This is a genomic window from Neobacillus bataviensis, assembly GCF_019969725.1.
In genome coordinates, this window is record NZ_JAHXYW010000005.1 from 457,533 (window position 1) to 484,485 (window position 26,953).

Genomic DNA, 26,953 nt, shown 5'->3' on the forward strand with positions numbered 1-26,953 from the left:
TTCTTTTTCTCTCTTTTTTGTTAATTCTAGTATCTCATAAAATTTAATAGATTTAATTTACAGTTATTTTTTAATATTATTACAGGAATGTTTCAAAAATTGACCTTTTTCGACTTTATTATCGAATTTTTCAGAAAATAGTCAAAAAATAAAGAAAAACAGGCTTTACGACATAGCTGTTTTATGCTTTTTATCCTATTGATTACTGGGGAGCCGATGAAATATGTCAAAAATGATACAAAGATTTTTCGACTATGATTTCATAATTTATTATTCATTAATAATAAAACCACCCCTTTCGTTTGAAAGGAGTGGTTCTTTGGTTATAACATAGCCCCGTCTTTTCCTAGACGATATCCGCCAATGGTAGTATTGGCTGCCATATGGCCGTCATTGTATAAGTAATACCATTTGCCGGTGACCTTGACCCAGCCTGTGAGCATGACACCGCTGTTGTTCATGTAGTACCATTTCCCGCCAGTGCTTACCCAGCCGGTTTTCATCGCACCGCTTTGATCAAGGTAATACCACTTGCCTCCAGTGTCCAGCCAGCCGGTTTTCATATCCCCAGCAGGATTTAAATAATACCATTTGCCGTTAATATATTGCCAGCCTGTTAGCATGACGCCTGATGAGTTGAGGTAGTACCATTTTCCTCCTGTTAGCAGCCACCCCTTTGCGAGGGTCCAATTACTATTATAAAAATACCAATTACCGTTTAAATTTTTCCAGCCGGTATTAGCCGTAAAAGCATTAAATTCCTTTGCAATTTGAGCTATTTTTCCAGCCCAGGCTTGATCAGTTGAATATTGATGGAAGGAATGGTTGAATCTCATATTATCAAGCGTTGGCTGAGAAAACGGATAATCCACATTGGATTTTTCTCTGCTTATATAATTCTCATTGATCCATTTTGCCCCATCCACAATTCCACTTCTTGCTGCCGAAAACGTATCTGCATTGGCAGCAGGCTGATTATCATCTGCACCAATTCCATAGAAATTCATTTTTGTTTTCACGATATCAGATGTGCCCCATTTGGTTTCGAGACCGGAATGTGCCAAAAGATAGATGGCATTAACGCTGTAATTATTTTGGGCTTCCAAATAAGCTGAACCCATTCCAGTCATTAAAGTTTGTTTCCATCCAGTTTTATAGTTAATAAACTCGTTAAGTTGATTAACCGTAACATTGGCTTTCGTATTTAAGGGGGTAAAAATCGTAATATTGTTTGTGACCTTTCCTTCATTTTCAAATTCATACGGAATAATATTGCTTCCTGCACCCGGTTTGTATGATTCATCCTTCAGGTACAAACCATAGATCCAGCCTTCTAGTAAGCCATCTGCAGTACGTACCTTAAAATAATTACTTGCCGGGTCATAATCAAGGACATATACCTTTGAATGATTAGGAATGATTTTCCCACTTGTCGGAGGGGTAGTAGGGTTGTCTCTGACATTTCTCCACTCCTTCACAAGCCAGGTTTGTTTGGATAGGTCACTGGTTAAATAGTCTTTATGTACCCAGCCCGTTCTGCCGTCAGCCATTTGAATTTCAGCCGCATAGTCTTTTTGGCTGAGGAAGGTTACTTTGTCGTTAAACTTCAATTCAGCATATTGCTGATAATTTGGGTCCAAATGAATTCGAAAATCCGATAGTTCCTCAAAACTGCGATAAACCGGCAGCTCTGTGACAAATACACTCATTTCATTCGGGACTGATGCGGCTGTTGTTTGTGCCGCTGAAGCCTTGCTATGAAAGATCCCCATCAACAATAGGACAACTAAAAAACTACGAAAAACTACTTTTTTCACTATTTTCTCCTCTCAATCTATTATTCTCTTTATAAGAGTATCATATTTTCCATGTGTTTCCACCTTAAATTCGACATTTGCTGCCATGAAATGTTATAGAAAATTCATATATTTTTTATTTCTCGCGGATGTTTTTTTATAAAATAAATAGTAAATTAGGAAGGAAGTGAAACATGGCTTATAAACCTCGCACTGAACCCGTATTGTTAAAAATTCTTCGTTACTTAAATACAAGGATGGTTCTTACAGAAAATGAAAAACAGTATTATTTAACTCTTAAAAAAGGTTATGAAGGGGAGGTAAAGTTTGATTTATTGACTGAGAAGATCTCTAGTGAATGCTTCGTATTAAATGATTTATTGCTTGAGGTTAACAACACCCTATTCCAAATTGATACTACCCTTATTTATCAAGACACTATTTACCTGTTGGATGTTAAAAATCATGAAGGAGATTATATTTTTGAATCTGGAGAGTTCTTCACGATGGCTCGAAAAGATATTAAGAACCCTTTGCAACAGCTAAAAAGAAGTACATCACTGTTCCGTCATCTACTCCATAATCTTGGACATCATTTTAATATTGAATCAAATGTTATTTTTATTAACCCCGCGTTTACCTTATATCAAAACCCACTAAACGAGCCCATTATTTTTCCAACGCAGCTTGATCGTTTTATGAAAAGTTAGATATGATTCCATCAAAACTAAATAGCCGGCACAAAAAGTTAGCTGACCAATTAATTTCTTTACATATAACAAAATCTCCATATACTCATAGTCCTAAATATAATTATGGGATGCTGCGAAAAGGTCTTTCTTGTGGTGTATGCGACTTATTGTCGATTTCCCCCAGCGAGAAGAAAAGCGTTTGTGCTGATTGTGGGCATGAAGAAGCTATTGATACCGCTGTATTGTGAAGTGTTTTGGAATTAAAGGTGCTTTTTCCAGAGATGAAAATTACCACGAACTTAGTACATGAATGGTGCAACGGGGAAGTTTCTATTAAGTCAATCAGAAGGAATTTAAAGCAAAATCTTACTACTAAAGGGAATACAAGATTTTGTTATTATGAGTAAATTGAAATTCTAGGCAATTGAGTCCTCTTTTAGGATCGCGGAGAAGCTTCCATTTGTGTGACCATTATTAATTACAACACCCGAGCTTTTTTGTCTTGACGGGCATTTGGATGCTCTCCTTTTTACCGCTCACGTGCTTTTTCCGCCCTCGACGGGAATTAGGACGCTCTCCTTTTTACCGCTTGCGTGCTTTTTTCGCTTCGACGGGAATTAGGACGCTCTCCTTTTTACCGCTTGCGCGCTTTTTTCGCTTCGACGGGAATTAGGACGCTCTCCTTTTTACCGCTTGCCTGCTCTTTTCACCTCGACGGGAATTAGGACGCTCTCCTTTTTACCGCTTGCCTGCTCTTTTCGCCTCGACGGGAATTAGGACGCTCTCCTTTTTACCGCTCACGTGCTTTTTTTACCTTAATGGGCATTTGGACGCTCTCCTTTTTACCGCTTGCGTGCTTTTTTTACCTTAACGGGAATTAGGACGCTCTCCTTTTTACCGCTTGCGTGCTTTTTTTACCTTAACGGGCATTTGGACCTTCTCCTAATTACACCGTTTATGCCCTTTTTTCATAACAACAAACAATAGGAGCCGCCATTATTGACCAAATTACACTTTTTTCAAATGCATATGGCAAAAAAAATAAACCGGCACCAAGTGCCCGTTTATTTTTTCGCTGCTAATAATTTATTTACTTTTTCAAGGTCTGCTACGGAGTCGATTTCATAGCTGTCATCAGGGTGGATTTCTTGAAGGTAAACATTTAAGTTAGGCAGGTTATTCTTGACGATTTCATCCCACCAGAACTCCACAAAATTGCCGCCTTCTACTGCTTCTTCAAGTTTCCCTACAATATAACGTCCATCCTGCTCGGACCAGTAGGACACGCCGCAAAGAATGTACTCTTGATCACCGTCGCCAACCTCGATATCGGTTACTTTGTAATCCTCATTGTAGCGAATCATCCATTCCCCTTTGAAATCCGGTTTGCGGGCGCTGAAATACATGGACGTCTTCGGTGCCTCTAACATGAAATTGCGGTCCAGGTAATTATCGCCATCAATGACATATGAATCCGGCAGATATTCCCTCACTAAATACATAGTGTACATATTGTTATAAACATCGTATTTATCATTGTGAATGAGTTTTACACCGTACTTCTCTTTTAAATACTCAAACTTTTCCGCTAAGTAGCCGGTGACCACGATGATTTCCGAAACGCCGACTTCTTGTAAAAACTCCACCTGTCTCTCAAGCATCGGTTTCCCGTTTACGACAGTTAGTGCTTTAGGTGTTGTCAACGTTAGTGGACGTAATCTGGTGCCCATCCCTGCTGCAAGAATAATTGCCTTCATTTAGCTGTAATTCCTTCCTCTTGAAAAATTTTATTACGCCGTTTTCCTGCCTTTGAGAAGATTCATCCATTTGAGCTCCTCTTGACTGGCGACCGTAATAATAGATCCTAATAAAATCATTATACTAAAGAACACAAGCTTAAAGGTAATCGGTGTGCCTAAAATGATGAAGCTTAACAGAATCGCCCAGGCAGCATACGTAATATTCAAGGCCATCGCACGGGTTGGACCCATAACGTAAATCGCTTTGTAATAAAATACATAAGAAGCTGTTCCGGAAAGGGCGATCAACGCGATCAAGAAAAACTCACTGCTCTTAAACACTTCACCCACAAGCGGATACGCCTTGAAAAATGGTAGTATCAACACGCCGTACGTGACAGCTGAAACCAATTGACGAATTTGCAGCGCTTGCTCTGGTGAGATTTCATCATCCTTCATACCGTACGCAAGAATAACGCACTCCATCCCCCAGCCGAAAATACATAAAAGGATGAATGAGAAACCAAGAATGTAGCTTGGTGAAGGTTCGCCGCCCGCAAAGCCTAATAAGAAAATAAACAAAATACTAATAAAAAGTCCAATCCAGTTTTTTAACGTTAATTTATCCTTTAAGATCACAAAGGCAAAAAATGCACCAATCGCCGGGTACACGGCTGAAATAGAAGCCGATAAGGAAGCACCCAAATACTTAACCGCAAGCACGTAGCCCGTCATTCCAATTGGTCCGCCGAGTAACGCGCCCAGCATGACAAACCGCCCGCTTCGGGTTGTTAATTTTTGAAAAGGAACCTTCACTTCCCCTCTGATCGCCATATAGATCAGCATCCAGACACTGGACAATAAATCATGGAAAAAGGTACTTACTAGCGGCGCAAGGAAAATCACCAAATCGGAGGAAACGAACAATGCTTTTGATAATACCATTCCGATTAATACGGTGTCGAGCGCCCAAGTGAACCCGGAAAACAACCCGAAGAGTAATCCTTTATTTTTTGTATTCATATGCCATCTCCCTAATTAAGTCGTGTTTTAAATTCTCTCTACATCTGTTAAAGCGGTCTATTCCGTAGGTGCCAAAATCGTCGCCCTTTGCCTCTTTAATAACTGTCCAAGTGCTCCAAAGGAAATCCTGGAAAATTTTATTCATCAGCACTCGCTGTTGAATTTCAAGCGGGACTTCATCCTGCTGCAAATAAAGGGTTAAAAATAGTTCCTCCTCTTCTGGAGTAAAGCCACTTTCCATGGAATGTCCGGCGAGATCCCACATGGGGTCGTTCATGCCGCTGTATTCCCAGTCAATGAAATAAAGCTTATCTTCCCCGCTTTTCACCATGTTTTCAGGCACCGGATCAATATGACACGGAGTTAGTTTAATATTCATTTCTTGATAAATTCGCTTCAGAACCATAACCTGTTCTTTTACTTCCTTAAATGGGTGATACGGCTGCCCACCCGCCTCAATCATCAACCGCTCGTACTCATCCATTTTTTCAAACACATCAAAGTAGTTAGCCATCTTGAGACCCGAGTTGTGCAGCTTTCTAAAGTTATTCGTTGTCAGCTCCATGATATCTTGGCGCTTTGCCATTTTGCTGTTTAACGTTTCGGCATTTGGAATCAGTTCGGCAATCTTTACGCCGGTTTCTTCATTAAAATACAGCAGCTCGGTATCGATACCTAACTTACTTACCAATGCGGCATTGAATTTTTCCTCACGGCGGTTAATCATCGATTCCGTTCCATTGCCTGGGATTCGAAGCACGTACTCTTTTCCTTTGATAGCGACTTTAAAGTTTTTGTTCGTCATGCCGCCGAACGGCTGGATGTCTTCAATGTCCTCATTGGCAAGGTCAAGGGCATCCATTAAATGACTTTTTATAAAAATTTCACGGAATTCCGCTTCCTTCCGTTTTAACATCGGATAGGTTTTTTCAATAACTGTTTCATAGTGCTTCCGAGTATCAATTTCGCCCCAAATCAGATTATGCATCTTTAAGTAGCCAATATTGAAGTGGCGCGAAATGTCTAGCAGCATATATTCATAGTGTATAAGTGGGTTTTTATTGTTTTGTTGGTATTCGCTGACCATTTTGGAATACACGTCATAGGAAATCTTGCTGATTCCAATCATTTCGCCATCGATGCGGTTAAATTGATGAATGTCTTTTGAAATTTTATGAAGATAGCCATTTTGGATTTCGACAAACGCTTCGTCTCCGGAGCCGCTTTCATTGCTGATCAGGACCGTGTCACGCTGCGGATGCTGCAGGATTTCTCTGATTGCCCGCTCTTCAATTAAAATATCATCCTCGACTAACAAAAAATCGCTGGTGATAAATGGCTGAGCCGCTGCTAAGGATGCCATCGATCCAGTCCATTTGTATTTAGAATTATGGACAAACTGGATGTGGCTGAATTCAGGATGATCCTTGAATGCTTCCGGATTATATCCAGTAACCAGTACAATATGGTTGATGCCATTTTCCTGAAGGATATCCAAATTCCTTTGCAGGAGTGTGGTGCCATCGATTTCCATTAGTCCGGCCGGCTTGTTGAACTCCTTGCGAGAACCCGCTGCTAAAATCACGGCCTGTTTAATTTCTGTTAACGGTTCTTGATGGATATTAACCTTTTTATGATGGTAAGCTTCGATTCCGCTTTGTAAAAATTCGATTCCTTTTTGTTTCAAATAATAGCTGATATTTCTGCCTTTTTTTTCACTATATATAAAGTCCCCGTGGGTTAAATCATGGATTAGATAATTCACCTTGCCGATAGAGATGCCGCAAAGCTCCGCCATTTTCTTTTGATTTATGTTCGAATTTTTATTAATTGCTTCTAATAATTGAAGTAAGTGCTGTTCCATATGGGGTCGGCCCCCTCCTCTGATGAATTCAATATTTGAACGCATTAACATTGTAACGCAGCCCAGAATTTCTGTAAATAAAAAAGTCGTTTTAGGGTTAGTATTCGCAATATAGAGAGGAAATAAAAAAGAAGATGGAATAATCCATCTCCATTAAAGATTTAGAGCTTCCTGTGCCAGCATAAGTCCAGCTGCCTGATTTTCTTTCCAAATGGTATCAAAATTAGCAAGCGGCACTGGTTTACTAAACGTATGGGTAGAAATTTCCGGTGTGAAGCCCGGCATCTTCATGTCTTGAATAAACCAATCCGTAAAGCCGCCCCCGCTTGGATTAGGGCCTGGAAATACAAGACTGTAACCTGTTAAATTGGAGTACTTTACAGCAATTTTATAATCGCGATCATACTCTGCCTTAGCTTGATGGAAATTCCAATAAAGGATACGTCCCGAAGAGTGATAGGCAACGGCCACTTTAAACTGATGCGCTTTCGTAAAATTGTAAACCGCCTGTACTTCTGGTTCACTTAATGGCTGATAACCTTTAAAGTTTTCAGGGGACGGCTTGCCTGTGTTACCCGCAATGTTCGCCCAGTCCGCTGGATACTGACGATTTAAATCTACCCCTCTGATATTCGCTTTCCATGAGGAAAAATCAGTCTTGTTCCCGTTTAGCTGTAATACATAGCTGGGGTTTTTCGCCGTGAAGCGCCCTTCCTGGACAAGCATCACACCATCTGGATTAACCATCGGTACGAACCAAATGGAAACCTTATTGAGAAGTGCTTTAACATTGTAACTATTGAAATTGCGATTTGCTGAATAAGAGGATGCATATTGATCAAGCATTTCCATTAAAACATTCGTGGTCATATGCTCTCGGGCATGGTGAGAACCATTTAAAAAGATTTCCTTATCCCCTTTTCCCAGCTTTATCGCATAAATGTTCCTGCCATCAACAGACTTCCCAATTATCTGAGTCTTGATAAAACCCGGGAAATTCTTTTGAAATTTATTAATATCTGCTACCAGGTCATTGTAGGAGTAGGCCTGCTTTGGATTAACTAAATTGGCAACCCAGGCTCCATTGCTTCCTAACGTGTAACCTTGAACCGTCGTATTTTTGGCCATTATTCCATTGGAATAAAAATAATACCAGCCATCGTCAACGATCAGCCACCCATTTGCCATTGCTCCGGAAGCTTTCAAGTAATACCAATTGTTTTGATAATAGAGCCATCCGGTTTGCATCGCTCCATCTGGTTTTAGATAATACCACTGATTATTTACAAGCACCCAGCCGGTCGCCATCGCACCATTTTTATTCAAAAAATACCACTGGTTTTGATAAAGTAACCAGCCGGTTTGCATCACACCTGTTTCATCAAGGTAATACCATATATTTTGTTCCTTAATCCAGCCGGTTTGCATAGCCCCTGAGTCTGGATTGAAATAGTACCATTTACCATCAATGAGAACCCAGCCTAATTGCATGGCACCCGTTTGCCCATCAAGGTAAAACGTTTGCTCTCCTTCTTGAAAAAAACCTTTCTGAAGAGCTCCTGACTCAAGATCAAAATAATATCTTTGTCCGCTGATTTCCATCCAGCCTTTTGCTTTTTCCTCACCGATATAATAGTAGGTAACGCCATTTTCCTCAACCCATCTTCCAGCTGGCATAACTTCTGCCTTTACGTTATTGGAATCCTTTGTAACCGATTGTTCGCTTGAATCAACCGTTGGAGTTTCGGCATCGGCACTTGTTTCTCCATTTAAAGATTCATCTGTCCCTGGCACACTTTCGCTTCCAGCAGATACTTCTCCTGTATTTACCGTTTCCTCAGCCGCCGCTTCAATTGGAAAAGCCAATAGGTTAAACAGTAAAAGGTTAATCAAAATTTTTTTCATTCTCAATCTCCCAAATAAAAATATATGAAACTATGAACCTCTAATTTCACCATTTCTCAGAATATCATAGACAAATTTCGAAAAAAAGTGACAAAAGGACTGTGCACATGCACAGTCCTTTTAATCCTATTTATATACAGGAACATCAAAATATAAAGTATATGAGCTTAAAGAATCATAGATTTTTTTGATATTGGTGACCTGCTTTACTGCCCAGCCAATATCGGTCGCATATTGATGATTCACATTGAGTGCGTTCCATCTCATTTTATAAAGTGTGTTCTGTGGGGTGGCAGCGTTAATATAGCCATTGCCAATGTAAGCTGCACCGCCGATAATCGCGGCTTCAGGTGTAAACCAGCCTTGCTTATACGCATATTCTGCTCCGCACGTATTTGGGCAGCTGTCAAAGGCATTAATGCCATACATGTTATAAACAGCTTTTGGCTCTACCGGTTTTCCATCCACTGTACTTACGATAATTTTTCCAGTTGATAGTGGAGAGGTACCATTTCCGGTTTCAAGCAAGGCATGCGAAATGAGGTATACTTCATTGACATTGTTTTGCTTGCCGGCTTGAATAAACGCGGCGCCCATATTTTGCAGAATCCCTTTTCCGTATAGGACCTTGGAATTGATATCCTGTGCATCGGCACCGGCAGTCTTATTTAACTGAAGGAACTGGAAATACTCTGCGCTCGTTGAACTAAAGTTGTTCGGATTCACATAGTAAGACAAATCTGATTCTTTCGCATTCCGCCATGTGTCATATTTAATTTGGTACCAGGTCCCTACGGTTGCAACGATTTGGACTTGGGTTCCCTGCTTTAATGTACCGAAAATAAAAGAAGTTGCATTCGTTTCTTCGCGTACATTGAGTGTGGAGGAAGTGACCACACCTTTTGTCGGATCATTAGCATCTTTTAAAATATAGGTACTGCTGACATATGCCGGGCTGTTTCGATATTTATCCGTTTGTGGACTTTTTTGCATTTCCATGTCAATCATTTGCTGCAACGTCAAGTTATATGTTGTGTTTTTTATAACTGGTCCAGGGTTCCAGACACCATTATCGAAAAAGTTATAGGTCTTGCCGTCAATGACTTGCTCTCCTGTAACCATTTTTCCATTAGCGTCAAAATAGTACCACTGATTATCCAGCAACAGCCAGCCAATAAACATATCGCCACTTTTCGTTAAATAGTACGTAGCGCCTTTATCCGTTAACCAGCCGGTTTGCATGATCCCATCGATGTTCATGAAATACCATTTTCCATTGACGAATGCCCATCCAGTAGCCATTTTCCCGTCGCTGTTCAGATAGTACCACTTATTATTCTCCAGCAGCCAGCCGGTTTGCATCTCGCCGGTTGTGGAAAAATAATAATAATAGCCACCGTCGGCCAGCCAGCCGGTTTGGGCAGCCCCATCGGCTCCAAAGTAATAGGATTTGCCATCGGCAGCCAGCCAGCCGGAAATCATCATACCATTCGTATCAAAATAATACTTCCTGCCGCCGTCCGTCAGCCAGCCGGTTAACATCGCACCATCGGAACCAAAGAAGTACTTTTTATCTCCTTCGGTCAGCCAGCCTTTTAAGGCCTTACCGTCCGTACCAAGATAATACTTTTTATTCTCAACTTGCAACCAGCCGCCGGTTTGCATAACGCCATCGGCACCAAAATAGTATATTTGGTCCGCAATGGTTTGCAAGCCAGTCAGCATTTTTCCTTCTGAATCAAAATAAAAGTTTTTTTCTTCCTCCGTCAGCCAGCCCTTGTACATGGCACCATCCGTGCCAAGGTAATAGGTGCTGCCGCCATCTTGCAGCCAGCCTGTCTGCATGATGCCATCTGTAGGTGCAAAGTAATAACGGGCTCCATCAATGGTTTGCCAGCCCTTTGTCATTGCTCCCTCTTGACCGAAATAATACTTTTTATCGTTTTCGGTCAGCCAGCCTTTAAACATGACGCCGTCTGTGCCGAGATAGTAAGAATTCTCGCCTTCGGCCAGCCACCCGGATTGCAGGGACCCGTCTTGAGCAAAATAATAGCGTGCACCATCAATGGTTTGCCAACCTTTTGTCATCACGCCGTCCAAACCGAAGTAATACTTTTTATCACCTTCGGTCAGCCAGCCTGAAAAAATTTGGCCGTTCTGGCCGAAATAATACTTCTTATCACCATCGGTCAGCCAGCCTTTATGCATCGTACCGTCCTGGTCAAAATACATCACATACGCTCCATCGCGGAACCAGCCGGTAATCGGCGCTGTATTAAGGGCTCCTGATGAGGCAAAAACATATGGGTTACCATCAATCATTTTTTGGCCGGTAACCATAGCTCCACTTGTGCTTAAGTAATATTTTACATTTTTATCTACAATCCAGCCGGTTTTCATAGCGCCACTTTGGTCGAGGAAATACCAGCTGTTTGCATTAAGTAACCAACCAGTCTTCATCGCACCGCTTGACTGCAAAAAATACCAAATATTGTTTTCCTTGAGCCAGCCAGTTTTCATGATTCCTGTTTTCTTATCAAGATAGTACCATTGATTTTTATACAATAGCCAACCGGTCTTCATCGCCCCATTACTTCCAAGATAATACCAGCTATTTTTGTATTGCACCCAGCCGGTTACAGCTTTGCCTGTTGAAGTATAGTAATACCAATTGTTATTCTGAAACTTCCATGTATAGGTCACAGCCGCTTGAGTACCAGATGCAGACGAGGAGAACAACATGCCTGCCAGGACCAAAGCAGTGATCCGTTTTTTCTTCAATCTCTTTCCCCCCACTAAATTTCTCTATCTATTAAACTATTATTTTACTTTTTGAAAAAGTTGCTAAAGGATGAGGATGTTACGCGGAAAATAGGTCAAATTAATTAATGAATTAAAAAATTACTATGACGATTATACTAAACTTCCAGATTTATGGATATGGAAAATCTAGTAAAAAACTCTACTAACCTATCCTTCCTAGTACAACTTTCTCATTCAAAACAATTATGTATACCTATATTGTCTCATTTTGTCACATTTTTTCAACAAAAAATTGAAAATTATGTCGTTTTTAACATATTTGTCATATGAAGTTAATAATTGGAACAAAAAAAAAGACGAACAGATCACTCCGTCCGTCCCATATGGACAAGTGTCCACAAATGGTGCCTGACACCATAAAAGTGACACCATAAATTATTTAATCCAGGCTCCGTCGCTGCCAAGTTTATAGCCGCTGATGGTGGTGTTTACTGCGAGTTGGCCGGATTGGTAGAAGTAGTACCATTTGCCGCTCAGTTGAATCCATCCGGTTACCATTTCCCCCTTGGAATTTAAATAGTACCATTTGCCGTTCGGGGCAATCCAGCCGGTTTGCATTGTGCCGTCTGCACCGAGGAAATACCATTTATGATTTTCATAAACCCATTGATTGACGGCCATTGCACCGTTTTTATTTAAGAAATACCATTTATATTTGTACTTAATCCAGCCTGTTTGCATTTTTCCATCAGCATTTAGGTAATACCAGGAATTTTTATCCTTTACCCAGCCTGTCGTTTTGACACTGTTGGTTAAGAAATACCAGGAACCGTTCTCCTTCACCCAGCCGTTGACATTTGCCCTTTGGATGGAAAGTTCTTTGACGGTTTCATTTCCAGCCAGGTCACGCAGCTTTAAGCTAACCTTGTTTTGCCCCGGTTCTAAGTCAACCTTAACTTCGACTGAGTCGTTTGCCGGTGCCTGTACATCAACAGGGCCGACAACAGCCTTCTCATACTCGTGATTATCATTCACGAATAAGGATAGATAATTAAAATTATCCTTCAGATTAAGTTTAAGCGTGATTTCATCAACACTTTCAGGGACAAGGCTTGGCGCTTTCACATCAATGATTGGTGCCGTTGAATCAATAAATACTTTTCGGGAAATCGACGACTCTTGACCAGCGTTATCCACCGCTTTCACAATGATATCGTAGAACCCATCTTTTTCAAAGGAAGCTGTAGTTGAATAGGAATACATTCCAGGCTCAGTATGTGAAAACGAAACATCTTTATTATTTACCGTTAGAGATTTTAAACCCACATCCTCTATAACAAAGCCCCCAACTGGAACCTCTTTAGCATTGTAAGCACCATATGGCATTGTGGACCAAGGATCAATGATAATCAGTGGTTCCGCGTCCTCAACCTCGCCAATCGGAACCGAATCACCACCAAAGTTAAAAGCATAGTCGACAGCAAGTACATCGACGATGGCATTTTCCGGCAGGTCCTTCAACACATAGCGGTTCACGTCAGGTGTGACTTCATCAATCATTTCCCCATTAACAAAGATGGCATACGCCTTAACTCCTGATCCTTCTTCAACCGTATCCCAAACAACGGATGAGGTTTTCTCATTATACTTGGCTTCAATTTGTGGTGCAGTCGTATCAACCAATACCGGAATTTCCTTTGTTTGATATTGCGCCCCTGCATAATCAATGACGGACTTGATTTGATAATAGTACAAGCCATCCTTGACTGTTTTCCCATTCACTTTTCCATCCCATGTACGGTCATAGTTGTAGGAGAAAGGAATGCCAAGGCCATCATCAAAATAATTTTTAAATACGTCCTTTTCTGTTTTTACACGGCGGAGCAATTTTTTATTTTCATCTAAAATATTGAACTGTACATCTGAAGCATTTCTTAAAAAGGCTGGGAGCGTATTAATATCATCGTGCATCCAGTCACCATTTGGCGAGAATGCGTAGACATTCTTTTCAGGAACAGGTTCTAAGAACCAGTCATCGGAGAGCATATCATGCACCGGCTCCTCGTATTTATTCCCCTCTTCATCTTCCCAGTCAAACAATCCTGTTAAATCAAAGAAACGAGATTCCCCTAAATCCTTAAAGCCGTCAAGTATCGATGGACGATCCCACTTTCCGTAAAAGCCAACGTAAGGGATGGTCAGGTCAGGACTAAGCTCTTTTTTTCCTTCTGTGGTTTTGTCCGCATCCGTTAATCGGACAAACCCCTCAACAAACATATCTTCCATTAACGGGACGGTCGTTTTGTTTCCATCTGCGTCAATGGCGGGTACCTTTGCTTCACTTAAATCAACATGAATACTTATGTCTTTGGATCCACCTGCAGGAACGGTAATGGTTCTCGGGCCATCCCACTTCACTCCCTGCAATCGCCCTTCATTTAAGGCGTTTTGCGCTTCGCCTTCTGGATTTTCTTTAAGAGTATCGGCTAACACATCCGTTCTGACATTATACGTCACATCTTTATCTGTAATATTCTTAGCTTTCAGGGTCATGGTGAATTCTTTAGTGGTAAAATCCTTCAGCTCAACCTTCGCTGTACCAGTACTTTTGTTAACAACATAAACAGGAGTTTTCACCGCATTATAAGTCTGCATCATCCCAGCACCCTGCTGACGAGGCGAGAATGGCTTTCCATTAACATCATCAATGACTTTTGCCGTATTCATTAATAAAGTCTTAGCAAGATGGGTGCGTTCGCTGACTGAAAGACCCTTGAAACGCGTATCGTTCTGTAAATATTGCTGTACAAGCGCTGAACCACCGGCCACATGTGGCGCTGCCATCGACGTACCGCTATATACCCCATATTGATTATCATTTAACGTCGAAAGGATTCTTCCGCCAGGAGCGGTGATCTCCGGCTTTAACTCAAGGGATGGCGTGGTGCCCCAAGAGGAAAATTCCGACATCCTGCCAGTTTCCGGATCGAGCAGCTCACCCGATTTTGCTACGTGAAAAGTTGTTTGGCCTTCTTCAATCGCGGTCTCAAGGGCCGTACCCTCTTCTTCTGAGAGCATCATAAATGGAATATCCCAGCCGCCTTGATTTTTATAAAGGGTTTCGCCATCACTATTGTAGACGATAATTCCGGCGGCACCGGCCTCTGCGGCAATCCAGGCTTTATCTGCAAGGGATAAATCACCGCGTTTGAGGACAACAATTTTCCCGGTAACATCCAATCCTTCGTAGTCTTCGGGAAAACCAGGTGCTCCATTTAAACTTACTAGCTCTAATGACTCGTTTTCTGAAGCAAGCATAGTCCAATCATCAATTCCATATCCTGTGAAAGAAGTACCCTCTACGCCATCAATCGTGAGGGAATGCTGATATTGCACGGCAACATTTCCAGAAGCTGCGACTGAAATCGCGTCAGGATTGATTCCTGGTGCTTCGACTACTCCAATATCAGGATTCTTGTAAAATGGGTTGTCCCAGCCGAAGCCAATAGTATTCGAGTTTCCGGCTGACATTGAGCAGACAATGCCATTGTTGGTAGCTCTTGCGATTGCTATGTCTTCAGCACTTTGCTCTTGATAAAAAGAATCCACTTCGCCAAGACTCATATTCAGAACATCGGCCCCAAGCTTAATCGAATCGTCGATGGCCGCTAAATACACATCAGACCATGTGGAAGGGAACAGGATGTCGTTACTGAAAACTTTCATCGCCAGCACCTGGGATTCCGGTGCCACCCCTTTGATGCCACCGTCTTCTTCGTTTCCATTAGCAGCTACAATCCCAGCCACATGCATACCATGCATTCCCGTAGCTCCTTTATCGAGAATCGTGTCGTTTTGGTCAAAGTAGTTGTACCCATATGGGACTTTATCCGTGAAAAATTTACCCTTTAGCCCATCTTTGCTAACGATTGCCGCTACATTATCCTTTGTAAGACCTTCCTTGGATGGATCGGTCAGGACAAAATCCTTATGGGATGGGTCGATGCCTGTGTCGATGACCGCCACCACCATACCCTCGCCTTTTAATTTGGCGTCAGCCCATGTTTGGCTCGTTTGGATAAACGATTTGCTCGTTTTCATATCCGGTTTTTCTTCGGGACGTTTATATGCATTGGCCAAGTAAATATGTTTAATGCCGTCTATTTCTTCAAGCTTGGCAATATCACCAAATTGCACTTCACCGCTGAAACCATTAAAGGCAGTAGAAAAGTGGTTTTTGTAAGTAAACTTGACTCCTTTAGCCTTAATTTTGTCTTTTACTGTTTTTTGCTGTTTGACAAGATTTTCGTTAACAGAGGATTTAGTGCTTTGTGATAATTCTTTGTATAATTTCCCCTGCTGGGTAGCCAGCTCGACGGGAGTCTGTCCCTCGACCTCGACGATCACGCGGACTTTGTCCTGTGCCTTAAATTGAGCCTTAACCTTATTCTTTAGTTGAAACTTTTCGCCGCTTTTTACATTTAGTTTCTTTTTAAATTGCTCCACCATTGCGGTGTAATCTTTTTTTGTTACCTGCGCTTGTGTTGTTGCCGCTTTGGATGGTGCAGCAAAACCAAGATTAGATAATACCAATGCGGACGCCAACGCGTAAGTAGTCATTTTTTTTCTCTTTTTTAATGACTTTAGACTCATAATCCATGTTTCCCCCTAATAGGCACGACTTACACTTAAACTATTCTAATCTAGTAGTCAATTACAAATTTGCTAGAAAAATCCAAATGTTAATTTAATTTTAGTAGAGTAATAGGTGTGGGTCAATGGTATTAAAAATTAATTAAGTGCTGGCGGAGCTTAGGGCATATTTTGAGGCGCTTTTGACATATTATTAGGCACTTACTACATATTTTCAGGTATTTACTACATATTCCTAGGAATTTACTACCGATTTTGCGAAACTTTCGACATTCGCTGGATATGAATTGGAAATCCCTCCGTTATGGGCATAAAAAAAGCCACTCCCTCATTAGGAATGACTGATTTCCTTCGAATTCCTTGCATTCAAAAAGCTTCCTATTGCTAATGACAGAAGTATGCCCGCACTATCAATCCCGATATCAAACAACCTGCCGTCCCTGGTGAAATATAATTGAAGAAACTCGGTTAATATTGCATAGGAGGCCGCAAAAATTAAGACCTCAAATTTTGAGTGAACTTTGGTCTGAAGTAATAGCGCTAAGATGAAAAAGGCGGTTAGATGACCTATTTTTTGGATGATGAAATCCATGTTTATACTAACAGGAAGGGGTTCTAGTAATTCCTTAAACTGCGGATGCGCATCCCACTCGAAGTAAACCGCTCCTGATGCCAGTAATTCTGAGAAGTTTGCGGTACAGGTAAAAACAAAAATAGATAACGTCCAAATTAAGATTAGAAAAATCCTCATGAATTGCTCCTCCTCTTGCTTCAAATTTTGACTCAAAAGGAAGAATGTATACACAAAAAGGCGAGCAGATGAGAATCTGTTCGCCTTCATTGGATCTGATGATTACTTAATCCAAGCTCCATCTTTTCCTAGCTTATAGCCATCAACAGTTGTGTTAGCAGCCATTACGCCATTTTTGTATAGGTAGTACCATTTGCCGTTAATTAGTTTCCATCCAGTTGCCATGGAACCGTTAGCGTTTAGGTAATACCACTTGCCAGCTTCTAATAACCAGCCAGTCTTCATAGCGCCAGACTTAGTTAGGTAGTACCAAGCTCCACCATCTAATACCCAGCCAGTAGCCATTTGGCCGTCTTTCTTCAAGAAGTACCACTTACCGCCGTCTTTAACCCAGCCAGTAGCTTTAACATTGTTCACATAATAGAACCAAGAACCGTTTTCCAAGCTCCAGCCGTTCTTCTGAACAACAGCGTCCTGACGGTTGATGACAACTTCCTTCACTGTTTCGTTACCTGAAAGGTCTTTCGCCTTTAAGGTTACTTTGTTTTCGCCTTCCTTAAGAGGTACAGTTACGGAATAGTTTTTATTCAATGGTTGAATATCATCTATTGGGCTTACCTTTGGAACTTCAAACTCATTATCTTCATTCACATAGAAGCTTAAGTAGTGGAAGTTATCCTGCAGGTTCACATTTAAAGTAACCTTGTCGACATTCTTATCTACGCGTGAAGGTGCGTTTACGTTAATCACTGGTTTTGTTGTATCGATAAAGACTTTACGTGCAATCGAGAAGGACTTATTAGAGTGATCAGTTGCTTCAACCGTTACATCATACAAGCCATCCTTATCAAACTTAACAGTAGTTTCGAAGTAGAACTTGCCATCTTCTTTATTCTGCGAGAATTCAACGTCTTTTCCATTTACCTTAATGGCTTTAATTCCAGTATCATCAGAAACAAATCCTTTTACAGGAACTTCTTTTGTACTGTAAGCGCCCCATGGCTCTGGTGAATTTGGAATATAATTTCCATCATCATCCATTGAACCATCAGAGATGATGATTAGCGGAAGATCCACATCGCCGATTGCAGCGGTGTCATAACCGTAGTTTCCAGCATTATCAAATGCCAATACCTGAACAATTGCTTTATCAGGAACTGGAGTTTCTAGGTTGGCAAATGAGTAAGAAGTTGCTTTGCCATCTACTTGAGCTACTTCTTCTCCATTTACTAAAATAAGATAGCTTTCAACACCAGATCCATTTTCAGTTGTCTTCCAAGTTACCGCTTGCTTTTCAGGATCGTAAGTAGAAGCAACCACTGGGTTAGTAGTGTCTACATAGACTGGAATTTTCTTTGATTGCCACTGGGCACCTGCATAGTCGACGACAGATTTGATTTCGTAGTAGTACAAGCCGTCTTTAACCGGTTGACCATTTACTTTTCCATCCCATACGCGGTCTGCTTTATAAGAGAACGCCGATCCATTTCCACCATCGAAAGCATTTTTATAAACATCAGATTCTGCCTTCACACGCTTTAGCTGGTTGCCGGCCTCGTCCAAGATGTTGAACTGAACTTCAGCAGCATTTCTTAAGAAGGATGGAATTGGGTTGATTGTATCCAATAATCCATCACCATTTGGTGAAAGAGCATAGAATTTTTTATTATCTTTATCAAAAGATGTGCCGAAATATTGTCCGTCTACTTCTACGTCAGTACCGCCATCAAACAGACGATCCAAATTATAGTATCGGTCTTCGCCAAGTGTCTTAAATCCATCAACGATCTTTGGCTCATCCCACTTACCATAGAAGCCCACATATGGAACGGTTAAGCTAGGAACAGCTGTATCAGCGCTTACTAAGTTAACAGAACCTTCAACGAAAATGTTCTTTCTTAATTCAAGAGTTGTTTTATTACCTGCCTTATCAAGAGCAGGAAGTTTCGCATTAGAGAAGTCTACGTTTACTGTAAAATCAACAGATTTTCCAGCCGGTACAGTTACGGTTTTTGGAGCATTAACCACTGCACCTGCAAGGTCACCAGCAATAAGTGCGTTGTATTCAGGACCGCTTTTCACTTGTTGGATGGTATCTGTTAACACACTAGTATCTACGTTATAAGTCACTGATTTGTCTTTAGAAATATTTTTCACTGTGAATGTCATTGAGAATTGTTTAGATTGGAAATCTTTCAATTCTACTTTTGAATCGCCAGTGGCTTTGTTTACAACATAAGCAGGTGTTGTAACAGCTGAATAGGTTTGCATCATTCCAGCACCTTCACGGCGTGGTGAGAACGGCTGGCCGTTTAAGTCTTCGATCACATGAGCTGTGTTCATCAATAATACTTTTGCAAGATGAGTGCGGTCAGAAACGGAAAGATCCTTGAAACGGTCATCTCCTTGTAAGTATTGCTGAACTAGAGCAGATCCGCCGGCAACATGCGGTGATGCCATGGAAGTACCGCTCATTACTTCGTATTGATTGTTGTTAACGGTTGAATAAATATTTCCACCAGGAGCAGTAATTTCAGGCTTCAGGTGTAGATCCGGTGTAACACCCCATGAAGTAAAGCTTGTCATACGACCCATTTCAGGACTTTCTTGCTTATTGGCTGTAGCAACGTTGATGTACGTTGGACCATTAGCAATCTGCTGTTCAAGAGTTGCGCCCTCTGCACCAGGGATCAACATGAATGGTACATCCCAGCCGCCTTGATTATCGAACCAGACTCCATTTGTTTTGTTATAAACAATGATCCCTGCTGCTCCTGCAGCAGCTGCGTTCTTCGTTTTATCAAAGAAAGATAAAGTACCGCGTGGAACTAGTACTACTTTACCTTTTACATCGACATTATTATAGTCTTCTGGAGAACCAAGCTTATCCCCTCCAAGACTGACAAGTTGAAGTTTACCGCCGTTATCTGCAGCAAGCTTTGACCAGTCGTCAATACCTTTACCTAAAGCTGTGAAGCCTTCCAGGCCGTCAACGGTAACATTTGTTTGATACAAGAATGCCTCGTTGCCAGAAGCTGCTACGGAAATACCGTCAGGATTTAAGCTTGGTGCGCCAACTACACCAATATCAGGGTTCTGGGCAAATGGGTCATCCCAGCCGTCACCGATATGGTTGGAGTTACCAGCAGACATCGCACAAACGATTCCGTTAGCAGTAGCTCGCTTAATCGCAAGGTCTTCTGCACCGTTTTCTTGATAGAATGCCGCTACATCACCAAGGCTCATGTTTAGAACATCGGCACCTAGTTTAATAGAGTCATCAATCGCTGCAAGATAGACGTCAGACCATGTAGATGGGTAAATTGGGTCGTTAGAGAATACCTTCATCGCAAGAACTTGCGCTTCCGGAGCAACCCCTTTAACACCGCCGTTTGCTTCGTCACCGTTTGCTGCTACGATACCAGCAACGTGCATACCGTGCATGCTTGCGCCAGGTCCTAAATCAAGGATGGTGTTGTTTTGATCGTAGTAGTTGTAACCATAAGGAACTTTGTCCGTGTAGAAATGTCCTTTTAAGCCTTTGTCAGCTACAATTTTATCAACCGCAGTTTTCGTTAATCCTTCTTTCGAAGTGTCAGTTAATTTAAAGTCACGGTGGCTTGGATCCACACCTGTGTCGATTACCGCTACAACCATACCCTCGCCTTTAAATCCGGCATCTTGCCAAGTCGTCCGGGATTGAACGAAGTTGTGGCTCGTTTTTAGATTTGGTTCCATTTCAGGCTTTTTATACTCATTTGCTAAGTAAACCGCTTTAACACCGGAAACGCTTTCAACTTTAGCGATGTCGCCGTAAGACATTTCACCACTGAAGCCATTGAAGGCAGTGGAATACTTTTGCTTGTACTTAATCGTTACACCTTTAGCCGCAATTTTGTCTTTTACAGACTTTTGCTGGCTTTCAGCTTTTGCAGCGATTGAGGATTTTTTATCTTCTGATAATTCTTTATATAGAACACCTTGACTGGTTGCATATTCAACTGGAGTTTGTCCGTCAACCTCTACGATAACACGAACCTTGTCAGTCGCTTTAAGATTGTCGCGTGCACTCGTTTTAGCTGCATCTTTTTTAAATACAGTTCTTTTTTGATTTTGCTTGAACTGCTTAAGCTTTGCTTCTAGATCACCAGGTTTGTAGGTAGCAGCCTTTGTTTGGGAAACAAAATTGAAATTTGTTAATACAAGAGCTGACGCTAATGCGTATGTAGCAATTTTGCGCTTCTTATTGTGGTTCTTTTTGCTCATTAAAGATTTCCCCCCTAATGTGAAATATGTAATTCTACTTATTTCGTTTATCCCTTTTTCTATTAAGTTAGAAAAGTCGGAATATACAAATATAATTTTAGTATTTTTGTCTAGAATTGGCAATAGATTATTCGGAGAACGAAGAAGTATTTTTCGCAATTTTCGACAAAAAGGAGTGCGACTATAGTCATATATAGGTTCATGTCTCCACAATGCGGCATATTGGGAAAAAAAATTGTATTTACATGTTTTTTATAGATTCATCTTGTCACATTTATGAAGATAATTTTTTGTAAAAATTGAAAGAATAGACGCGGGGCATGTTATCTGATTATGTCGGAATTGTATAATAATAGGGTTTTTAATTAATAAAACAAGCTGTCTATTTCCTGTTTGGCGAATATTATTTCTATATTAAAATAGAAAAGACCAACCCTACTAAGTAGAGTTGGCCTATTTTACTATGAGTTATCAGCGGATCCAAGCGCCGTCAGCGCCGAGCTTATAGCCCTGAATTGTGGTGTTTTTAGCCATTTTACCATTTGCATATAAGTAGTACCACTTCCCGCCTATATATAGCCAGCCTGTTTGCATGTCGCCGCTTTTATTCATGAAGTACCAGTAACCATTGACATAGGCCCAGCCCGTTTTCATGGCACCTGTAGCATCGAGGTAATACCATTTCCCATCCAGTTTAATCCAGCCTGTTTGCATCGCACCAGAAGAGGCTAAGAAGTACCACTTGCCGGCATCCTTCACCCAGCCGGTTTTCATAACACCATCGGAGTGCAAGAAATACCATTTACCCTTATCCTTCACCCAGCCGGTTACAATTCCATCTTCATCCTGGAAGTACCATTTTTTATTTGATAATACCCAGCCTAGCTTTAAGGCACCTGTATCTTCGTCAAAGTAGTACCATTGTCCATCGATATCGACCCAGCCAATTTGATTCACACCATCTTCGTCAAAATAATAGAGTTCATCATCAATGTAGTTCAATCCAATTGCCATGATGCCTTCTGGATCGAAATAATAGTACTCTTCGTCGATCTGAGCCCAGCCGGTGACCATGACGCCAGTTTCATCGAAGAAATACCAGTTGCCCTCAATTTCAACCCAATCTGTCTGCAAAACGCCATCGGTTCCAAGGTAATAACGATTGCCGCCTAAATCCAGCCATCCTGTTTGCATAGTGCCGTTGTTATTAAAGAAATAGACATTTCCATCGAGTGTGATCCAGCCGGTCTGCATTGCCCCGTCGGTTCCGAGGTAATATTTTTTTCCATTTATTTCAACAAGTCCGTTTTGCATAGCACCATCTGCACCCAGGAAATACCACTTTCCAGCAGCATAAACCCAGCCCGTTTTCATGACACCGTTAGGACCGAAGAAATAGTTTACATTTTCAATTGTTACCCAGCCCGTTTTTAAAACACCGTCCGTTCCCAAGTAATACTTGTTTCCATCAAGTGCTAACCAGCCCGTTTGCATGACGCCGTCTATGCCGAAGTAGAACCAGCTTTCATTAAGCTTCATCCAGCCTGTCTGCATCACACCATCTTGGTTAAAGTAATATTTTTTACCTTCTAATTCTAGCCATCCAGTATGGATGACCCCATTTTCATAGTAATACCATTTACCCTCTGCCTGCACCCAGCCATTTTGCGGCTGCGGCTCTGCACCGGCCGTGATTCTGTCCTCAACTGTTGGAGAAACCGGGCTATTTTTTGCAAAATAATCCGTTAAAATTTCATAGTCGACAAGAAGCAGTTCATGAATGCGTCCTTCTGTTTTCGCTTGCTTAAAGACGGTATACCCGTCACCGCCATCCGCAACGAACGCATTTGTTGCCACTGAATAGGTTTTCGCCAAATCGAGTGGCTCAAAGCCGTTCGCCGTTTTAACCTTCACGTCCCAAACTCTATCAAATGCAGGTTTAGCAGGGTCATATTTAAATTGAATACCAGAAACCTGCATGAATTGACCTGCTCCGCTTTCCACTTTGCTGACACTATGTTCTAGTGCCTGCCAGATTTCAGCTCCGGTCAGATCTAATGTAACTAGTAAGTTAGCAAATGGCATAACCGTGTAAATCTCGCCAAGCGTGACATCTCCCTGGTCAATCGAGGCACGGATGCCACCGCCATTTTGCATCGCTATAAAGGTGCCAGGCACCAGTTGATTAGCTCTCTGGGCCATCGCATCGGCGACAAGGTTACCTAAGTTCGTTTCTTTGTAGCGTACATTAGTACGCTCACCGTCTAGAACAACATTTGAAGATCCCACGACTGTCTTTTTCAATTCTTCTAGCGGAGCCTTTAATTCATCAACCTTCGCCTGGGCTGCTGCATCAGGCACAACCGTAGAATTTGGCCCCAGATCAATCAGCTTGCCATCCTGTGCTGTCACCACACCATTTTCGTCAAAGCTTACATTTAATACACCCAAGTATTTGAGGTATTCGTTCGCTTGAACAATGACGGTTGGTTCTGATTTTTCAATCACAACTGGCTGATCCAGCTTCGTGTGGGTATGTCCGCCCACGATAATATCAATTCCATCCACCGCTTTTGCCAGCTCCTGGTCTGGTCCATAGCCTAGATGGGATAGAACGACAATTTTATTGACTCCTTCTGCTTTAAGCTCCGTAACTGTTGCTTTCGCTTTTTCCGTTGCATTTTCAAACACAATCTTATCCGATGGATTGGCAAGGTAAGAAGTATCCTCCGTTGTTAACCCGAAAATGCCGACTTTTTCACCATCAACCGTTTTGATGATGGCCGGATAAATATTGCCGCCTTCTGGCGAGTCACTGATTTGATTTTTGAAAAGCGGTCCTAAAATAGGATCATTGGTTACGTTGACGTTTGCACTAAGCATTGGGAACTTCATGTCTTGAATAAAGCTTGCCAGAGTGGCAGAATCCTTATCAAATTCATGGTTTCCAAATGTCATCGCATCATAGCCAAGCGTGTTCATAAAGCCTAAATCAGCTTTTCCAAGATATTGATTGAAGTAAAGTGTTCCTGAAAACACATCCCCTGCGTCAACAAGCATGGCATTTGGCTTCTCGTCTCTTACTTGGTTGACCGCTGTCGTCAGCTTTGGATACTGCTCCACATTAGCATGTGTATCGTTCACGTGCATGATTGACAGATCAATGGCCTTAGGAGCCGGTGGTGCAGTTTCTGTTTTCAGGTTGAACTGACCCAGTACAGCATCATGGTCACTGACACGTCCATGTGCGGCCGTGAATGGTGAATTCAAGTGGACGATGTCAATTTCGGAACGATCTGCTAGATTGTTAGACACGAGTATGTGATCAAGCACTTGTGAGTTTCCTTGATAACTATAGGTAAAGCGATCAGCTGCAGGAACTTTTTCGATTAAATTTGTTAATTCTGCCCCTTTTAATGCTGTTAACGGATTAGAGAATTCGAAGTCATTCAAGTCACCAAGAACGACCACATTTGCATCCGTATTTTTATTTTTTACATCTTTAATAAAATTGTTCACGATGCCGGCGATTTGCACCCGTTTGGCTTCACTGCCCAGTACCGGCGGTTGATTTTTTCCAAAAATCGGCTGGTCGCCGCCCTTGGAGTTAAAGTGGTTGGCAATGACAATCACGTCTTCGCCCTTAAACATAAATTCAGCAGCAAGCGGTTTACGGCTGGAAGAGAACGCCGCATTAGCCGGATCGATTCTTCCCGGGTTCAAGGTTAACGAGCCATTTTCATAGCCGACAGCTTGTGTGGCTGTACCTTTTGCTGCTCCTGCTTTTAAGGAAACGCGGTCAGGATTGTAAAGGAAGCCGACACGAATGTTTCCATTTGGAGCGCCGCCGTCCTGATTGTCAACCGGTGCAATATCTGTCCACTGATAACCAGGACCGCCGTTCGCTTTAATCGCATCGATAAGCGCTTGGTAGTTTTGCGAAGCATCTGTTCCGCCGCCTGCTGTTTCACCATTGTTATCCTGAACCTCTACTAAACCGATAATGTCAGGTGTTTTCAAGTTTTGGACAATGGACTGGGCGATTTTATTTGTTTTCGCTGCATCGGCCTTTGTGTAGTTTTCCATGTTATAAGAAGCCACAGTCAGCATATCATCGTTCTTGACGATATCTGTTATCTCTTGCTTATAATCACTTTCCACCAGCTTTGGCAAGGCTGTTTCATCGGTAAGAATTTTATAGTTTTGGAAGGTATACGTTACAACGCCATAAACGGTACCATCAAAGCGATCACCCGTTTTGGAAACAAAGTTTTTGTTGCCAAACAGCAGGTGCAGTCTTTCCGGGTTCATGTTGTCCTTTGTAATCGGAATTCCGCCTGGAGTTGTATAGGTCTTACCATCCACTTTCCCAACTATGACTGGAACCTCGCCGTATCTTTGCGGCGCAACTGCGACTGGATTTTCAATTGCCACCCGCATTCCCTCAATACTTTCAAAAAAGTCGATTCCGTCTTCCTCAGGATCGAAGCTGCCAAATTTATCGTTATCAACGACTTGTGTCGGTGGGTGGATGTCTTTGCCAAAGACAAGGGCAGGCGGTAATTCTTGGCCGCTCGCAAGTTTAGTTGTTTTCCCTGCATTAGCATCGATCTCCGTGGAAGGAAGGTCCGTTTCCAGCTTGTCGCTGTACCCATCGATGACCCATTCCTTTACTAAACCGTCAACGGCCACCTTATCACCTTTTACTAAGCCGTGTGCTTTCCTGTAAACAAGGATTCCTTCGGAGGTTTTCGGATTATTGTCCGGGGCTGGGTCCTGCAAATAGAAATTGTTTGCGTCCATCACTTGAGTGACGATTCCGGTCACCCCAGTAACATTTTTGCCATTGTATGGCGAGGTATGGCTTTCCCCTTGAATGGCACTGATTTTGATGCCATCTTCCGGAACTGGCGGAGGGTCAACAGGACCGCCTCCGTCTGGAGATGTAAAGCTCATGGCAGTTGGGGATTTTAATCCTGGCACACTAAAATAGGGTGTTAATGTTCCGGTGACAAATACAACTTTCCCTATATTCGCAGGATTCGTTTTCAACCCGAACTCCGCTCTGAAGCCTGAACTTATTTGAACTGGAAGGATTTTTGCCGGGTCGGTTTCAGCTGCACTATCGGCAATACCAAAATTGAAATCATCTGGAAAGGGTGCTGCCGATTGATAGTTCGTTCCTGACTTCGCATAGCCGACAATATACCCTTTCACGGTTGCCGTTCCAGAGTTATTGGCAATGGCTTGTGCTACCGTTATGTAATTTTCTGCTGCACTCGCATGATGAAGGTATGGCAGCACGTAGCTTGCTAGTAATGTTAAAATAGTCGTTACAATAAAAAGCTGTTTTTTAATAAACCTCAATCTCTGCGCCTCCTCTTTTTTGAATGTTTATACCTGCGACTTAATGGTAGTAAACATACTAAATAAGCATTCCCCCTTCTAGTAACCTTTGTCGTATACCTACTATTCTACTTTAAAACAATCTACCAATCTAC

Annotated in this window: 11 protein-coding genes; 1 reads left to right on the forward strand and 10 read right to left on the reverse strand. The window is 41.8% G+C overall.

Going from position 1 to position 26,953, the window contains the following annotated elements:
* Positions 1-323: 323 nt before the first annotated feature.
* Positions 324-1,817 (reverse strand): glucosaminidase domain-containing protein, encoded by a 1,494-nt coding sequence (locus LC455_RS31725; protein WP_317851443.1) that lies wholly within the window; start codon positions 1,815-1,817, stop codon positions 324-326.
* Positions 1,818-1,990: 173 nt separating this feature from the next.
* Here LC455_RS31725 and LC455_RS15980 point away from each other — a divergent pair, with 173 nt between their 5' ends.
* Positions 1,991-2,506, forward strand: a complete 516-nt coding sequence (locus tag LC455_RS15980; RefSeq protein ID WP_223592220.1) for a nuclease-related domain-containing protein — start codon at positions 1,991-1,993, stop codon at positions 2,504-2,506.
* Positions 2,507-3,552: 1,046 nt separating this feature from the next.
* Here the strand turns inward: LC455_RS15980 and LC455_RS15985 are convergent.
* From LC455_RS15985 to LC455_RS16025, 9 genes are all read right to left on the reverse strand, one after another.
* Entirely contained in the window at positions 3,553-4,245 is a 693-nt protein-coding gene (locus LC455_RS15985; protein WP_223592221.1) for an NTP transferase domain-containing protein, read from the reverse strand.
* A 33-nt stretch (positions 4,246-4,278) separates the two neighbouring features.
* Positions 4,279-5,250 (reverse strand): DMT family transporter, encoded by a 972-nt coding sequence (locus LC455_RS15990; protein WP_223592222.1) that lies wholly within the window; start codon positions 5,248-5,250, stop codon positions 4,279-4,281.
* A complete protein-coding gene (locus LC455_RS15995) occupies positions 5,234-7,114 on the reverse strand; it encodes an NTP transferase domain-containing protein (protein WP_223592223.1) in 1,881 nt (626 codons plus the stop codon). The genes LC455_RS15990 and LC455_RS15995 overlap by 17 nt, the downstream gene beginning before the upstream one ends.
* 153 nt (positions 7,115-7,267) lie before the next feature.
* Entirely contained in the window at positions 7,268-9,019 is a 1,752-nt protein-coding gene (locus LC455_RS16000) for a M14 family zinc carboxypeptidase (protein WP_223592225.1), read from the reverse strand.
* Positions 9,020-9,145: 126 nt separating this feature from the next.
* On the reverse strand, positions 9,146-11,800 hold the full coding sequence (locus tag LC455_RS16005; protein WP_223592226.1) for a glucosaminidase domain-containing protein: 2,655 nt from the start codon (positions 11,798-11,800) through the stop codon (positions 9,146-9,148).
* A 417-nt stretch (positions 11,801-12,217) separates the two neighbouring features.
* Positions 12,218-16,435 (reverse strand): S8 family serine peptidase, encoded by a 4,218-nt coding sequence (locus LC455_RS16010; protein WP_223592228.1) that lies wholly within the window; start codon positions 16,433-16,435, stop codon positions 12,218-12,220.
* Positions 16,436-16,766: 331 nt separating this feature from the next.
* Positions 16,767-17,276 carry a VanZ family protein gene (locus tag LC455_RS16015; RefSeq protein WP_369075760.1) on the reverse strand — a complete coding sequence of 170 codons (510 nt, stop codon included), beginning with the start codon at positions 17,274-17,276 and terminating at the stop codon, positions 16,767-16,769.
* Between the two features lie 12 nt (positions 17,277-17,288).
* Positions 17,289-21,452 (reverse strand): S8 family serine peptidase, encoded by a 4,164-nt coding sequence (locus LC455_RS16020; RefSeq protein ID WP_223592232.1) that lies wholly within the window; start codon positions 21,450-21,452, stop codon positions 17,289-17,291.
* A 471-nt stretch (positions 21,453-21,923) separates the two neighbouring features.
* Complete coding sequence (locus LC455_RS16025) at positions 21,924-26,819, reverse strand: 5'-nucleotidase C-terminal domain-containing protein (RefSeq protein WP_223592234.1); 4,896 nt, start codon at positions 26,817-26,819, stop codon at positions 21,924-21,926.
* Between the last annotated feature and the right edge of the window lie 134 nt (positions 26,820-26,953).